Raw genomic sequence first — 15457 nt, 5'->3', positions numbered from 1 at the left:
AAAAGATTAATCTTTTTCAGTACAAATCTCCCAAATCTTTATTATGTCAAGAATTACCGCATTCGGCACTTATGTGCCAGAAAAAATCATAGACAATCACTACTTCGAACAGTTCATTGATACGAATGATGAGTGGATTGAGTCACGCACGGGTATCAAGACTCGACGATTTGCGAAAGACGGTGAGTATGCAAGTGATCTTTCGGTAAAGGCAGTGGAAAACCTGATGGCCAACAGTGGCGCAGATGTTTCCGATGTGGACTTCATTGTAGTATGCACAACTTCTCCAGATCAGCCCATGCCCAATACGGCATCTCGTGTCCAGTATAAGCTAGGCATTAAGAATGCCGGATGTAATGATATTTATGCCGCCTGCGCCGGTTTCGTTTACGGAATACAAATGGCACACGGTTTTGTGAATTCAGGTGTTTACAAGAAAGTGCTAGTGATTGGGAGCGAGGCGTTATCAAAAATAATGGATCTGAAAGATCGAACTTCATGCATCCTCTTTGGAGATGGCGCAGGAGCGGTACTCATAGAGCCAAGTGAGGATGAGCACTTCATGGCCTTTAATTCAGGCACAAACGGTGATTTTGGTCACGACCTGTACCTAAGTCATAAAAAAAACAGCATCAATGGTGTCGGGATAAACCCAAATGGTAAAATAATTCAAAACGGACGCTCGGTTTTTAAGTGGGCGGTGGGGAATATACCAATCAAGATTAAGGAGCTTGTGGAAAAAGCAGGAATGACCTTAGACGATCTGGACTACATCGTGCCACACAGTGCCAATCTTCGCATAATAGAGGCCATCGCTAAGAATTTGGATTATCCAATGAGTAAAATACCGCAAAGTGTGACGGATTTTGGAAATACTTCCTCTGCTTCAATACCGCTGGCCATTGCTAAATCTGTAGCTAACGGTGGTATAAAGAAAGGCGATATTGTTCTGATGATTGGATTTGGAGGAGGATTGACTTTTGCAGGTACAATCGTTAAGTGGTAAAAAATTGATTTTTGACCGTGGTTTTTCCTAAATATCCTTTGGTGAACCAGTATATGTATTACATTTGTGATACTACTAGGCGGTAGTAAGTTTTTCCCGATGCTAGTCGGGATTGGTGGTGAACAGAGCGGGCTATATTGTCCGCTCTTTTTTTATGCCCTCTTTTAAAGAGATTTTCAGTGCTCCTTCCTCCTTCAAAGAATGAATGTTGAGACCCAGTGATGTGGCTTGCTTCCTCATTTTCCTGGAGTAGTAAATGGAATTTTTAGGACTGATGATAATCCGATCAAACGTAAAATGATTTTTCAGCCAGTTTAAATTTTTAACACTGCCGTTGTTAATAATGATATAATCTACTTCAATGGTATCCCTGAATTCAAGGTGAAAGGTGGTTGAGTCGATAATAATGATCCGTTTACCAGCAATGACACCCTGATGAATGGCATCTTTCTCTTTGAAACCGCCTTGATTTAATGGAATGATGGTTTCGCTAATTGGCTTCAAATGTGAAGAAAGTCTGTTAGGGTTTATTTGATGGGCAAGCAACTCAACCTCATTTTCCGCTACCTCATTGATATAAAGAACGGCAGTATGACCTTCAATATGATCAATGGCGATCTTATCATCAATCTGATAAAAAACCAATTCATTTTTTCTGGCTTGCGTCTCATTGTCTAGAATGGTCCAGGAAAAATGGGCAATGATTAAAACAGCAGAAACGCTAAGCGTTTTGAATGTGCGATAGTGAAGACTTGCTATGAGTGTAAGTACGATTGAATATGTTAGTATAAGCCCTACTTCGTCCATGTAAATCCACTCGATCAGACTGTTTGGCAATTTGTGAACATAGGTAATGGCTTGATTTACAATCCACATAAAATGCTGGAGCAGTAACCCAATCAATTTGCCTACCACAGGAATGATCGGATCAATGCATAGCATGCAAATGCCCACAATGAGCATGAGAAAAGAGGAGGGGATAACGATAAGGTTGGAGATGAGAAAATAGGTAGGGAATTGGTGAAAGTAGTATGCGGTCAGTGGAAAAGTGGAAAGCTGTGCGGCTATTGAAACACAGGTGATCATCCATGATTTATCAATAAGGAAGTGTCGAAAATCCAAGAGTAAATAAAGTTTGGGTTGTAAGTAAACAATCCCAATGACTGCTGCAAAAGACAATTGAAACCCGACAGAGTAGATTAGGTATGGATCAAAGAGCAGGAGAATGAATGCCGCAAGCCCAAGAGAATTGTAGATGTTGCTTTCTCTTGAGGATGCATCGCTCAACGCGATCATGGAGAACATGGTGGCTGCTCTTAGCACAGACGGACTTAATCCCGTTACTATGGCATAAAGCCAAATAATTGAGAGGCTAATCAATCCGAAAACATACCTACCTCTTTTTCCTTCCTGTCTTAGTTTTCCGAAAATTAGCTTGATAATCAGTAAAATAATGCCAACGTGCAAGCCGGAGACTGCAAGAACGTGCATAGCACCTGCGGCGGAATATGCTTTTTTTAAATCATCGTCCAGGTGGTCTTTGATTCCCAATAATAGCGCCTTAGCAATGCCATTTTCTCTTGGTTGATGGATATGTTTATCAATTGTGCTATTTGCATGTGCTCTTATGCTGTATGCCCATTGAAACAAGCTACTGGGCGCGGCATTCCGGACTAGTTCGACATGGTGATTTTCTACAAAAGCATGGCTATAGATGTTTTGCCTCTCGAGGTATTGTTTGTAATTGAATTCTCCCGGGTTGTCAGGATCATTTATGCGGAAATAGCGACCATAGACATTGAGTTGATCCCCGTATTGAAAGGTAAGGTTCGAAGAATCCTTTCGAATATAGAGATGGATTTCGCCATTTGCAGCTATGAGAGAATCCTTTCGGGTGATGATGTGATCCAGTCTGAAATCATATCTAAAGTGATTTTTGCGTTCATTCTTCTGACTGACAATGACTCCTGAAAACCCCCTCATGTTATTTTCAAGGTTTGTATAATGGGATGGATCTTTAGTATGATACTTGGACTGAACGGAATAGCCTCCAATGTAAAAAATGAGCAACAACCCTAAGCAACCGTTTATGTGTCGAAGCTTGAAAAAGCCAAATTTATGCGAGGAAAAAACGGAGATGGCATAACCGATGATCCCAACGATGAGTGCCTCCAATGGATTTTTCCAAAGATCAGGATTTTGATCATAGCACAAGACGCCTAGCATGAGAGCTATGCTGAATCGAACAAAAGGATAGGAGTTCCAGAAAAACACCCTTGCATGCTAGGATGTAGTAGCCAGGTAAATGAAGAATTATTAAGAATGTAGGTTCGGGATTACGATTTGTATACCTGATTCAAGCCTGCTATAGAGAGAATAAGATATTTGCCCCCTTGAGGATGGCGTGACCTTCTAGTAATTCTGCGTCTTTAAATCCTTCGCTATGGTTTGTGTCTTCACAAACCCTAAAGCATGAGTTAAATGGTGCGGTTTGTGGGGACACGAACCGAGGCTTGGGGATGTTTGTCCCTTTGAAGATGATGATGTTCCAATTCAGAGCACTAATCATTTTCATGCCGAACTTCAGCATCTAGCAACCTACAACTCCTTCCACATCAGGTAATGCATGATGCCGCATTCATCAAACTGGTCGCCTTTCGTCTGGAAGCCAAACTTCAGGTAGAGATTTACCGCGGGTAGCTGTGCGTGCATGTAGAGGCAGGTGCCTGGCTTAGCTTTTTCAGCTATGTCGTCAAGTACCGCTTGCACGATAGCGCTACCCAGCCCCTTGCCTCGCATGGTTTGCTTAGCTGTGAAGCGCTCCAGCTTTATGCCTTTATCGGTGTACCTCCAGCGAGCTGAGCCAACAGGGGCATCATTTTCATCAAGTGCCACAAAGTGATGGGATTCATCTTCGAACTCATCAAACTCCTCCTCAGTAGCCACTTCCTGCTCCACTACAAATACTTCTTCACGTATCTGAAAGGATTTCTTTTTCAGCTCCTCATTGGTTGCCTTGAGTACCCTGTAAGTCATATTTATTGTATGCTTTTATGATTGCTTTTACGAGCTTGTGTCGTACCACATCTCTTTCATCCAGGTTTACAAACCCAATACCTTTCACCTCTTTGAGCACGCGCATGGTTTCGATGAGTCCGGAGGTCTGCTTTTTGGGAAGGTCTATTTGTGACTGATCGCCAGTGATGATCACCTTGGACTGTGGCCCCATCCGGGTCAGAAACATTTTGATCTGCATCGGTGTGGTGTTTTGTGCTTCATCCAGCAGCACGTATGCATCATTGAGTGTACGTCCACGCATATAGGCCAGAGGCGCTATTTCTACAACACCGTTTTCCTTATAATACCTGAGCTTTTCTGCGGGTATCATGTCGCTGAGCGCATCGTAGATGGGTCGCAAGTACGGATCAATCTTTTCTTTCAGATCACCAGGAAGAAACCCTAGATTTTCACCAGCCTCTACTGCAGGACGTGTGATGATGATCTTCTTGACTTCTTTGTTTTTCAGTGCACGCACCGCGAGTGCCACAGAGATGTAGGTCTTTCCGGTACCGGCTGGACCTATGGCAAAGACCAGGTCATTTTTCTCCACAGCAGCTACTAGTTTCTTTTGATTGACCGTCTTAGGTACGATGCGTGTACCACGGGTGCCATGTACGAGGGCACTGGCATTTGGCCCCACCTCAATGGTGTTTTGCTCATTATCTACGAAATCCTTCACGTTATCAGTAGTCACCTTGCCATATTCATGGTAGTGTCCAAGCAGCGAGTTTAGGATTTCATTGATTTTGAGAATTTGCGGTGCCGATCCTTTAATTCTGATCTCATTTCCACGGCTGACAATTTGGCTATCGGGGAAGGCCGTAGCAATGGTTTTGATGTTTTGATTCTCGATTCCAAGGAAGTCGACCAAGGAAACATTTTCAAGTGTAATTATTTTTTCTAGCAATCGATATTTCAGTTAATACTTCGAACGTAAATTATTCATGGAACGCAATTTATTGTTCCAATTTCATAGCATTTTTTTTGAGATAAACCCATAGGTTTAAAAGCTCACCGTGTGAGTAAAATATATAGCTTTGTAAGAACAAATGTAAGCGGAAATCCCCCAAATGGCTGTAATCACATTTATGTCTGACTTTGGAACACAAGATCACTATGTGGCAGCAGTCAGAGCAGCTATTCTGTCCAGATCCCCAAGTCAGCCCATTGCAGATATTACGCACAACATTCGACCGTATGATATTTCACATGCGGCCAATGTCATCAAGCATGTTTATAAGGAGTTTCCCAATGAATCGGTGCATCTGGTAGCAGTCGATAGCATGAATGAAAAATGCAATTTGATTGCCATTGAACTGGATGGTCATTATTTCGTCGGATTCGATTCTGGTATTTTCAGTTTGATCTCCAACAAGCAACCTGATATGGTCGTGGAGTTGGAACATTCCAACTGTACATTTCCTGCTAAAAATGTATTGGCGAAGGTGGCGTTGGATTTGGCAGAAGGGAAAAAATTGGCGGCTTTAGGAAAGACGCAGGAAGAAATGAAAGTGCTCTTTGCCCGGCAGTTGAAAGTAACCAAACGTGAGATTGCCGGGAATGTGGTCACTGTGGATCACTACGGTAATTTGATTACCAATATCAATAAACCTGAATTTGACAAAATAGTTGAAATCAATGGAGCAGGGGTGCAGTATGCGATTCGATTTGGAAGGGAGCAATTTCAGCACATGCATTCCTTCTTCAGTGATGTGGAGTCTGGCGATTGTTTTGTTTTGTTCAATTCCTCAGGACAGCTGCAGATTGGAATAAATAAAGGAAATGCTTCAGAACTTTTGGGCCTGTCTACAGACTCGCCTGTACTTATAGAATTTACAACAGGATAGATATGTTGATACGCATTGTACGAATGGATTTTAGCCCAGAAAAGGTGAGCGATTTTTTGTCATTGTTTGAAACAGTAAAAGATAAGATTTCTACTTTTCCCGGATGCCATCATTTGGAGCTTTGCAAAGACGCCAAGCTGGACCATGTCTACTATACGTTCAGTAAATGGGAGAGCGAGGAAGATTTGGAAAAATATCGTCACTCCGATTTTTTTGATGACACCTGGACCAAGACCAAGGCGTTGTTTGGCGGGAAGCCAATGGCTTATTCACTAAGTCCACAATAAAAAAATCCCCTGCCCGACCAAAAGCAGAGGAAACCAAAACCTAAATGATTGAGTCGTTAGTTGACCCTGGACCAGTTAGATATCTTTAATCTTTTTTGATTGAGCTCAGCCCATTGCTACTGGCTGAAACTCTTGCACCCCCTCGATAGCGCACTTTGCTGGCGCCAGCAGCCTGAGCATCGAGCTCATTTCTTACATAAACTTTGGCACTTGATGCACCTATGGCATTTATGTCTGCGTCTTCGACAGTAAAATTGAATGCATCCAATTCCGAGGCACCCGTAAGATCAACTTCCAGATCGTCGCCTTCACCAACGAGAACTAGTTCGGAAGCACCAATCAAGTCTGCCTGGAGAAAATCAACGTTGATGTCAGCCCAGACTTTAGATGCTCCTTCTAAATCGAAAGCAATATCAGAGCCGGTAAACCCTCTCACTTCACCATCGCAGGCTCCGGTCGCTTTTAAGTATTCCAATTCAGGCATTCGGATAAATACCTTGATCTTATCACGTCGATTGCGCCTCTTCCACCAGTCTTTATTTCGTCCATACCTAATTTCAAGCTCATCTCCACTTTGACTCAGGTATACATCCTTCAGTTCGCTGTCCTTTCCTTCCAATCTTACGGAGTACTCATCGTCCTTAATAATCTCGAAATCGAAAAGTGAAACCAGTTTAACTTCATCAAAGTCCTTGAACTGATAATTCTGAGTCTCCGATCCGTACGAACTTCTTTCTTTGTAGGAACGCGTATCGGAATAATCGCAGGTGAGGCATTTTAAACCTCCTTCGTCGAATACCCAATCATTGTCGCCAAGGTCGCCGGAATTGTAATCATGAATCCATAGCGTGTTTCTCAGGATTTTTCTCAAGTCACGATCCATTCGAAAGGTCTTGCCATAAGGCACATAGAATGTGGCAGAAACTTCTTGAAATCGAAACGGAGCATCTCCGAAGGTGATCTCAGAATCAAAATAGAACGTGTTTCCTTCCTTGGTGACAACATAATCCACTGCTTCTCCATTTTCTCTGGCATTGGAGCGAGAGTAACCACGTGCGTCGAAACTCATTTCTAAAAGAAACCGTGCTGAGTCCTCGTGTCCACGAATTTTCAAGTCCACGCTGTTATATTTTTCCCAATCCAGATCTTTCAGCTTCAATTCTGTTATTCCTTCATTCACCGCAAATGTGCGTTCTTCCTTGTAGGTACCTTCGGCGCTATAGTCCCTGATAATGGTAGGCACAGAAACTGCCAGGCCGATCATCCCGAGTAACCATAAGCCAAACAAACTCCAGGCGATGAACGCACTGGCTACCTTCTTCTTCAAGATGATCACCAAGCCAAGCATAAGAACGGCTAGCGATGGAATCATGGAAGTGACGTATGCAGAAATTATTGCAACAGTGCTCATTGAGCCGAAAAACTCCTGCACCGGTAAGTCTCCAAAATGAACCCAAGCATCCATGGTACCACCAACGCCCAGTAATACGGCCAAGGTTATGGTAAAGGCGATCATGAGTACAAAGCCTAAGAATACAAGGAATACACCAACCAATATGCGGAGTGCTTCAACACTGAATCTCAATAGAGGACCCAATACTTCTCCAAGAGCCTTGAAAACCATCGCAATGAGTCTGAATGGGAAAAGAAGAATTTTCACAAAAACATTCTCTTCTCCTTCGTTCACATTGAGGTTCTTTTTCAGATTTTCCTCAATGTTAGATATCGTCACAGGTTCACCCTGCATTTGCATTTTCTCGGTAATGGACTTGGCCTCAGGTGTAATGATCCAAAGGATTAAGTAAACCAATAGACCAGCACCGCCCAAGAAGATCGAGAGCACAAATAATACACGGATGACTACAGGGTCAGTACCAAAGTAGGAGGCAATGCCACCAGAGACTCCACCCAATACCCGATCATCTATGCTTCTAAAGAGCTTTTTGATTGCTTTATCGTCATCCAGTTTATCACTTGCAGGTATGGCTATCCACAAAATGATGTATGTCAAGAAAATGAACCCACTAAGTCCCCAGAAAAGAATGTTGAATAGGAAGGCAAGCATAATCAAGCGAATCCAGATAGGATCAATGCCAAAGTAGTTGGCGATACCGGAGGCAACTCCGCCAATCACTTTGCGCTTAGAATCCCGGTACAAACGCTTCGCTTTTTCATACGAGCTTTTTGACTCTTCTTGTGTTTCTCCTTTCGGAGTTTCAGTTTCTTGTTTTTCGTTTACTTCTTCTGGCTTTTCTTCAGCAGGTTCAATTTCGATGGAAGCCTCAAAATCTTTGGTAGTCCCCATCGTGGCTATGAGGTCATTTACATCTTCAGGATTAATGATTTGCTTGCCTTCATCGAGCTTTGAGAGGAATATTTCGGCAATTCTTCCTTCTATATCTGCAATGATTTCCTTGCTGTCTTCAAAAGAGGAAAAGTATTTATTGACCGAATCGAGGTAATTTTTCAGTTTTTCATATCCATCTTCTTCGATGTGGAATATGATACCGCCAATGTTGATACTTATATTCTTTTTCATGTGTGTGTCTTTTTATGTTATGGTCATATGGGTATTCTCCGTACGACTCATTTCATTTCTTCTTTGTGTTTTTATTAGCGATGATTTTTTTGGTGGAACCGACCAACTCAGCCCATGTCTGATCTAACCCTCCCAGGAAATTACTACCATCCTTCGTGAGTGTGTAATATTTCCGTGGAGGACCAGAATTAGACTCTACCCATTTGTAATCTACCAAACCTGCCTTTCTTAGGCGGGTTAAGAGTGGGTATAGTGTGCCTTCTACCACCATGATTTTTGCGGAGGTTAGCTCTTCCAACATGTCTGAAGCGTATACTTCACCTCTGGCAATGATGTGCAGAATGCAAAACTCCAGAATCCCCTTTCTCATTTGAACTTGTGTGTTTTCAATATTCATAAGTCGTGCTCATTTCGAATCAAACTTTTCATTATACATGGGTAGGTTTCGGTGCTATATACGTAAAGGTACTTTGTATGGCCAAGTACTTTAGGAAAAATTGTACTGATTGCTTAATATTCTTAATATTATTATATGATTAATTGAAATAATTATATAATTGCAGCGTATACTTAATGTGAGTATTGTCGTATTTATGGCACTATTCAACGAATATATGGGGTGCGAATCATTGCCCAATGGCTAACTTGCCAATGGATTTATTCTATATGAAATATTTAATAGTTGGCATTCTGGTGTTTGGAGTTTGTGGCGTTTTATCGGCTCAAGACGAGTCTGCTTCTGGCGATGCTACTCCTAAGTACAGCAATGAATTTATGAATATTGGCGTGAGTGCCCGCTCGTTTGGGATGGGCTTTACAGCAGTGTCTTTCGTAGATGATGTGACTGCAGGGTACTGGAACCCTGCTGGTCTTAATAAACTAGCGTCAGATCATCAACTTTCCCTGATGCACTCATCTTATTTCGGAGGGCTTGCAAACTATGATTATGCTGCTTTCGCTACGTCTGTAGATGATGAGAGCAAGATTGCTATATCACTTATTCGTTTTGCCGTAGACGACATTCCGGACACTCGTTTTTTAGTTGATGTCAATGGCTCAATCAATTACGATAACATCCAATTCTTTTCTTCAGCAGATTATGCATTTCTTATTTCATATGCGCGAAAGCTCCCTTTTCTTGGTGGAATAGACGCAGGTGGTAACCTTAAAGTAATTCACCGGACTGTGGGTAGTTTTTCCAAAGCATGGGGTTTCGGATTTGACCTTGGAGCTCAAAAGCAAATTAATCAGTGGAAAATTGGCCTGGTGGCGAGAGACATGCTGGGAACTTTCAATGCATGGTCTCATAATACCGACGAAGTTGAAGAAGTATATGCGTTGACCGGTAATGATGTACCACTCAACTCTGTAGAGGTAACACTGCCCAGATTGATACTAGGAGGCTCCAGAGCATTCACCATTACAGATAAATTTGGAGTCATGGCATCCATCGATTTAGATATGACCTTTGATGGAGAAAGAAATACACTCATTAAATCAAGTTTGATTTCCATCGACCCAAAAGCGGGTGTAGAGTTTGATTATAAGAAACTTGCTTTTCTAAGACTTGGAGCTAATCAATTTCAGCAGATTAAAGATTTTGATGGAACCACTTCTTGGACGTTTCAGCCAAATCTGGGACTCGGGTTTAAGATCAACGAGTTGACCATCGATTATGCACTTACAGATATTGGGGATCTCGCTCCCGGACTTTTTTCACATGTTTTTTCAGTAAAAGTCGATTTCAATAATGAGAATTAGGTTGATAGCGATATTGTTTTTAATTGGCACTGCTGCTTTAGGACAAGTGGGGAATGAATGGATCGATTTCACGCAATCGTATTTTAAGATAAAAATTGCAGAAGATGGCTTTTATCGGGTTAGTCAGGATCAACTTTTTGCTGCAGGGTTTCCAATAGCAAGTGTACCTGCAAATCGAGTTCAGCTGTTTAGAAAGGGACAAGAGGTAGCATTGAATGTCAATACAAATGGGGATGGCACGCTTAACTATTTTGAGTTTTACGGACTCAGAAATGATGGAACAAGTGATGCAACGCTTTACGATGCGGGTGATCAACCGCATACATTTTACAATTTATTTTCTGATACGGCTAGCTATTTCCTCACCTACAAATTGGGGAACGAAAGCGGTAAGCGGATGGTCTTTTCTTCGGATAGGAATGCGAGTGGGCTAACACCTGAAGCCTATCACATTGCGGATACGATCCAATTGTTTACTTCTAATTATGCACCTGGAAGAAAGTTTGGATCAGGCGCTGCATTTAGCTTAAGCAAGTATGATGATGGAGAAGGATGGACTGGAGGATTTCAGACAAAGAACGCATTCAAGGACTTTGAGTTTTCGCTGGTTGATTTTGAATCATCGAGCATCGACCCGGTATTGGAGAGTGTAATCGTTGGCGGAAATAGCTTAAATCACAACGTTGCTATTCGTGTTGGTTCCAGCACAAGTTCTTTAGGTCTGTTAGCAAATGTCTCATTTAGCGGATGGGGAAAAGAGCTTTATTCGAGTTCGTTTAGTAGTGCAAGCGTTGGAACCTCTGGAGAATTTGTTGCCAGAATCACAGCCGAAGGATTTCCAGATGCATTCGAACGTATTTCTGTCGCATATTTAAGATTGAAATACCCACAAACGATTCAGCTGGGAGCAAGTGAAAACAAAGTATTTACGCTGGACAATCCAGCAGATGTTAAAGCCTGGATGCAAATCCCTACGACCAATGCGGTTGGTACACGCGTATTTGACATTACTGATCCTGTTAATGCCATAAGAATTTCTACTACCAATTTCAGCGATCGAGTGGAGGTTGTGATACCTGGTGTGACCGATGGCCACAAAGTACTAGCAGTCACAAATACAGAAGGTGTCGCCTCAATTGAGTCTGTGAGTTTGCCAAATTATGTTCTGACAGATAAAAATTATCTAATGGTTACGCACGCTGATCTTCGAGCCTCCGGTGATCCTGTAGCAGCATATGAAAACTATAGAGAGTCGTCAGCTGGTGGGGGTCATCGTGTACAAGTTGCCAATATTGATGATTTATTCAACCTGTATAGTTACGGGGATCCTTCTCCTTTGGCAGTCAAAAACTTCATTGTAGATGCCAATAATCAAAACCCTGTTGAAAATGTCTTTATTATAGGAAAAGGATTCACTAACAATTTCGATTATTATCGGGGAACCCAGGCTGGAGTAAACATTCCTACCTATGGTTTCCCAGGAAGTGACTTGGTCTATACGTTGGGTATAGGATCCGATCCTGAGGTGCCTGCAATTGCTATTGGAAGACTGAATGCATTCGTTCCTGCAGACGTAACAGCTTATCTGAATAAGATCGTGGAAATGGAGGCCCTCCCATTTAATGATTTATTTAGGAAAGATTTTCTGCAACTGAGTGGAGGGATCAATCAGTCTGAGATTTCAAACTTCATTGGTATTGTTCAGGGCTTTACCAATGTGTTGGAAAATGACTTCATAGGAGGTCGGGCGTTTAATACGGGTAAAGAGACAGGTGAAGCGGTGGAATTTGTTGATGTGACTGATCGTGTGAATCAGGGTGTTGGGTATATCACATTCTTCGGGCATTCAAGCGGAACAGTCACCGATATAGAAATTGGAAGGGTTAGCAATCCATCTTTTGGATTTACGAACAAAGGAAAGTATCCCATCTTCCTGGTGAATGGATGCAAAGCCGGTGAGATTTATGGCGACAACTTCACCTTTGGAGAAGACTGGATGATAACGCCAGATTTAGGAGCTATTGGTTTTATTGCGCATTCAGATGTCGCACTATCAACCACACTTAAACGGTGGAGTGACCTGTTTTACGGATTAGGATTTGGGGACGAAACATTTATCAATGAGTCCATCGGAAATGTGATGCTTGAAGTTTCCAGAAGATACATTAGTCAATTTGGAACAAGTGATATTAACCTGACCCAGGTGCATCAAATGACGCTGCAAGGGGATCCAGCATACCGTGTGTTTGGAGCTACCTTGCCGGATTATCAGATTGATGAGAGTTTTCTTAGTGCTTCGGCTATTGGTGCTGACCAAATCCTGGCTAGCCAAGATTCCTTTCTAATAGATGTTGTTGTAAAGAATTTTGGAAGAACCGTTTCGGATTCGTTGGTTGTTCAAATCAATAGGACGTATCCAGATGGAGGACAGGAGGTGTATACCAGAGAGTTTGTAAGACCTCTTAGACAGGATACGTTAGCTTTCCACATTCCGATTGATCCTACTCAGAATAATGATGGGTTGAATCTTTTCAATGTGATATTGGATCCAGCCAATGTAACAGCAGAACTTGATGAAACAAATAATTCTGCGACACTGGAAGTATCCATTTTTAGCGGCAACACGGTCAATTTATTCCCGCTTGATAATGGCACCTTGTCAAGTCCGCAAGTGGAGTTTATGTGGCAGTCTAGCAATCTACTGGAAGATGCAAGAAGCTATATGCTGGAAATAGATACCGAACCAGATTTTTCTGGGTCAAACAACAGAGAGTTTACTGTATCGGCCGAAGTAATCGCAACACAAGTATTTGATTTCACAACGCTCGCTTTGCCAGATTCTTCCACTGTCTACTGGCGTACAAGATATACAAACCCTGAGCCAGATGAGACCAATGAATGGGTTAACAGCTCTTTCACCTTGATCAACACAATAGGCGAAGGTTGGGGACAGTATGATCCGGAGCAAATGGAAAGGGAAATCACTACAGGTGTGCAGTACAATCAATTGACTAATAACTGGGAGTTTATTTCGAATGCGACGCCTATTGATATCTTCACTTTTGGAGTAGATAATCCGACATTTACCGCAAGCGACATGCGAGCTGTTATTGGGGGATTGGACTTTTTTGTTACCTCTAATACCATCGATCCTAACTGCGAGGCAAATACCTTTAATGCAATAGCTTTTGACAAAGAAAGTGGAGATCCTTATCGTCCCATACAAACGACAGACTTAGATGTATTTAACAGGGAAGTTTGCGGAAGATTACCACAGCGCATCTATCAATTTAGAGAAGTGGATATGATTGGATCGGAAAGAAGACTGCAGGAGATGGTCGATAATATGCGGGATGGTGATTTGATTGTCATGTTCAATATTGGGAATGTTGATTATTCCAACTGGGATGCCGAGGTTAGGGCTACATTGAATTCGCTTGGAGTGAGTACAACGACAATCAATGCATTGACAGATGGACAACCAGTGGTGTTTTTTGGTAAAAAAGGGGATGCTCCTGGAGCTGCGACTACCATTGTAAACAATGGCTCAGCTACCCCAGTAAGGGAGCAAAGCATTGATTTTCAGGATGATGTGATTGGACGCTTTGTGAGTGGAGAGCTTAGAAGTAGGCGTATCGGTCCAGCAAGGAGCTGGGATGATTTCTCCTATCGCGTTACGGAAGAAATTAATGACAACATTGCCATTGATGTGTTTGGAGTAGATAAGGATGGTAATCTTTCCACTTTGGCTTCCAGAGCCAGATCAGAGACCATAGACATTGCTTCGGTAGATCCGCTGTTATTTCCTGAAATTGAACTCTCTTTTTCGTTCAACGATGAAACAGATCAAACACCTCCTCAGCTAAACTTCTGGGAGGTTAACTATGAGTACCCTGCTGAGGGCATCATTCTGCCAGCAATCAAATCTGTAACCTCCGTTCTAGAAGGAGATCAGATATCCAGAGAATTTTATTTTTACAATATTTCCAGTGTTAATTTTTCTGACTCCTTAAGCGTCATGGCTTCAATGATTAATCAAAACAGTGGAACCATTTCAGAATCCAGCTTCAAAATAGCACCCCCAATAGCTGGAGATACCACAGTTTTCACAGTGGAATTCCCATCTTTTAACCTTGATGGAAACAATAGCTTAATTGTAGAGGTGCTGTCCGATGAAAATGAAATATATGAGTCGAATAACAGGCTGACGCTCCCCAATGTGATCAATGTTCAGGCAGATGAGACCAATCCTATTTTGGATGTAACTTTCGATGGATACCACATCCTGGACGGGGATGTCGTTTCACCAAATCCGAATATCATAGTGAAAATGAGAGACGACAATCCATTTGTATCCAAGACTGACACTTTGGGTATCAATCTTTCACTGAAGCTTCCAGGGGAGGGGAGTCAGTTTGAGCGTATCAATTTTTCTGATCCAAGACTTACCTATTCGCTGGCTACTGAAAGTCAGGACTTTCAGGTAGAATATCAACCAGGACCTTTGACTGATGGGATTTACGCGATCCAGGTTCAGGCAGAAGATGAGGCAGGAAATGCCGCTGGAGCCGAGCCTTTTGAAATTACTTTTGAAGTAATAAGCGAATCTACAATCACTCACTTTTATCCCTATCCTAATCCTTTTTCTACGAGGTGCCGCTTTGTTTTTACACTAACAGGAAGTGAAATTCCTGATCAAATCAAAATTCAGATATTGACCGTATCAGGAAGGGTTGTGCGAGAAATCACACAAGATGAATTGGGGCCAATTCGGATAGGAAACAACATATCCAACTATGCTTGGGATGGTCGAGATGAGTTTGGGGATCAATTAGCCAATGGCGTTTACTTCTATAAAGTGTTCGTGAACTCCAACGGGAGTGCAATGGTGCAAAAATCAACCAGCGCAGATCGCGCGTTCAAGAATGGATTCGGTAAACTCTATATCTTACGTTGA

The 15457-nt window shown here is 42.2% G+C and carries 10 protein-coding genes; 5 read left to right on the top strand and 5 right to left on the bottom strand.

Translation table 11 applies throughout. From position 1 onward, the window contains the following. Nucleotides 1-43: 43 nt before the first annotated feature. On the top strand, nt 44-1006 hold the full coding sequence (locus ABJF57_RS12395) for a beta-ketoacyl-ACP synthase 3 (protein ID WP_462229495.1): 963 nt from the start codon (nt 44-46) through the stop codon (nt 1004-1006). Nucleotides 1007-1138: 132 nt separating this feature from the next. On the opposite strand, the gene ABJF57_RS12390 is transcribed toward ABJF57_RS12395, so the two are convergent. From ABJF57_RS12390 to ABJF57_RS12380, 3 genes are all read right to left on the bottom strand, one after another. Then, the gene (locus ABJF57_RS12390; protein ID WP_462229493.1) at nt 1139-3232 is read right to left on the bottom strand and encodes a ComEC/Rec2 family competence protein; all 2094 of its coding nucleotides are present in this window, start codon (nt 3230-3232) and stop codon (nt 1139-1141) included. Nucleotides 3233-3604: 372 nt separating this feature from the next. After that, on the bottom strand, nt 3605-4042 hold the full coding sequence (locus ABJF57_RS12385) for a GNAT family N-acetyltransferase (protein ID WP_462229491.1): 438 nt from the start codon (nt 4040-4042) through the stop codon (nt 3605-3607). Continuing rightward, complete coding sequence (locus ABJF57_RS12380; protein WP_462229489.1) at nt 4011-4973, bottom strand: PhoH family protein; 963 nt, start codon at nt 4971-4973, stop codon at nt 4011-4013. The genes ABJF57_RS12385 and ABJF57_RS12380 overlap by 32 nt, the downstream gene beginning before the upstream one ends. A 163-nt stretch (nt 4974-5136) precedes the next feature. Between ABJF57_RS12380 and ABJF57_RS12375 the strand changes: the two genes are divergently transcribed. Together ABJF57_RS12375 and ABJF57_RS12370 are read left to right on the top strand one after the other, a co-directional pair. Beyond that, nucleotides 5137-5913, top strand: a complete 777-nt coding sequence (locus ABJF57_RS12375) for an SAM hydrolase/SAM-dependent halogenase family protein (RefSeq protein WP_462229487.1) — start codon at nt 5137-5139, stop codon at nt 5911-5913. A gap of 2 nt (nt 5914-5915) precedes the next feature. Further along, entirely contained in the window at nt 5916-6200 is a 285-nt protein-coding gene (locus ABJF57_RS12370; protein ID WP_462229485.1) for a putative quinol monooxygenase, read from the top strand. Nucleotides 6201-6285: 85 nt separating this feature from the next. On the opposite strand, the gene ABJF57_RS12365 is transcribed toward ABJF57_RS12370, so the two are convergent. Together ABJF57_RS12365 and ABJF57_RS12360 are read right to left on the bottom strand one after the other, a co-directional pair. After that, nucleotides 6286-8739, bottom strand: a complete 2454-nt coding sequence (locus ABJF57_RS12365; protein ID WP_462229483.1) for a PspC domain-containing protein — start codon at nt 8737-8739, stop codon at nt 6286-6288. A gap of 52 nt (nt 8740-8791) precedes the next feature. Further along, nucleotides 8792-9136, bottom strand: coding sequence for a PadR family transcriptional regulator (locus ABJF57_RS12360; protein ID WP_462229481.1), 345 nt, complete (start codon nt 9134-9136; stop codon nt 8792-8794). A 269-nt stretch (nt 9137-9405) separates the two neighbouring features. Between ABJF57_RS12360 and ABJF57_RS12355 the strand changes: the two genes are divergently transcribed. Both ABJF57_RS12355 and porU2 read left to right on the top strand, forming a co-directional pair. Further along, on the top strand, nt 9406-10500 hold the full coding sequence (locus ABJF57_RS12355; RefSeq protein ID WP_462229478.1) for a putative type IX sorting system protein PorV2: 1095 nt from the start codon (nt 9406-9408) through the stop codon (nt 10498-10500). Next, the gene (porU2, locus tag ABJF57_RS12350; protein WP_462229476.1) at nt 10490-15457 is read left to right on the top strand and encodes a putative type IX secretion system sortase PorU2; all 4968 of its coding nucleotides are present in this window, start codon (nt 10490-10492) and stop codon (nt 15455-15457) included. Before ABJF57_RS12355 ends, porU2 begins: the two co-directional genes overlap by 11 nt.

Origin of the sequence: Ekhidna sp., from assembly GCF_039940915.1 — a bacterium.
GTDB lineage: Bacteria > Bacteroidota > Bacteroidia > Cytophagales > Cyclobacteriaceae > Ekhidna.
The sequence above is the reverse complement of the archived record's forward strand: the minus strand, read 5'-3'. Positions and strand labels throughout refer to the sequence as shown.

What these genes read in the sequence shown, in the direction of transcription:
- ABJF57_RS12360 (WP_462229481.1), bottom strand. Translation starts at nt 9,136, where the DNA reads ATGAATATTGAAAACACACAAGTTCAAATGAGAAAGGGGATTCTGGAG.
- ABJF57_RS12355 (WP_462229478.1), top strand. Translation starts at nt 9,406, where the DNA reads ATGAAATATTTAATAGTTGGCATTCTGGTGTTTGGAGTTTGTGGCGTT.
- ABJF57_RS12365 (WP_462229483.1), bottom strand. Translation starts at nt 8,739, where the DNA reads ATGAAAAAGAATATAAGTATCAACATTGGCGGTATCATATTCCACATC.
- ABJF57_RS12390 (WP_462229493.1), bottom strand. Translation starts at nt 3,232, where the DNA reads ATGCTAGGCGTCTTGTGCTATGATCAAAATCCTGATCTTTGGAAAAAT.
- ABJF57_RS12370 (WP_462229485.1), top strand. Translation starts at nt 5,916, where the DNA reads ATGTTGATACGCATTGTACGAATGGATTTTAGCCCAGAAAAGGTGAGC.
- porU2 (WP_462229476.1), top strand. Translation starts at nt 10,490, where the DNA reads ATGAGAATTAGGTTGATAGCGATATTGTTTTTAATTGGCACTGCTGCT.
- ABJF57_RS12375 (WP_462229487.1), top strand. Translation starts at nt 5,137, where the DNA reads ATGGCTGTAATCACATTTATGTCTGACTTTGGAACACAAGATCACTAT.
- ABJF57_RS12395 (WP_462229495.1), top strand. Translation starts at nt 44, where the DNA reads ATGTCAAGAATTACCGCATTCGGCACTTATGTGCCAGAAAAAATCATA.
- ABJF57_RS12385 (WP_462229491.1), bottom strand. Translation starts at nt 4,042, where the DNA reads ATGACTTACAGGGTACTCAAGGCAACCAATGAGGAGCTGAAAAAGAAA.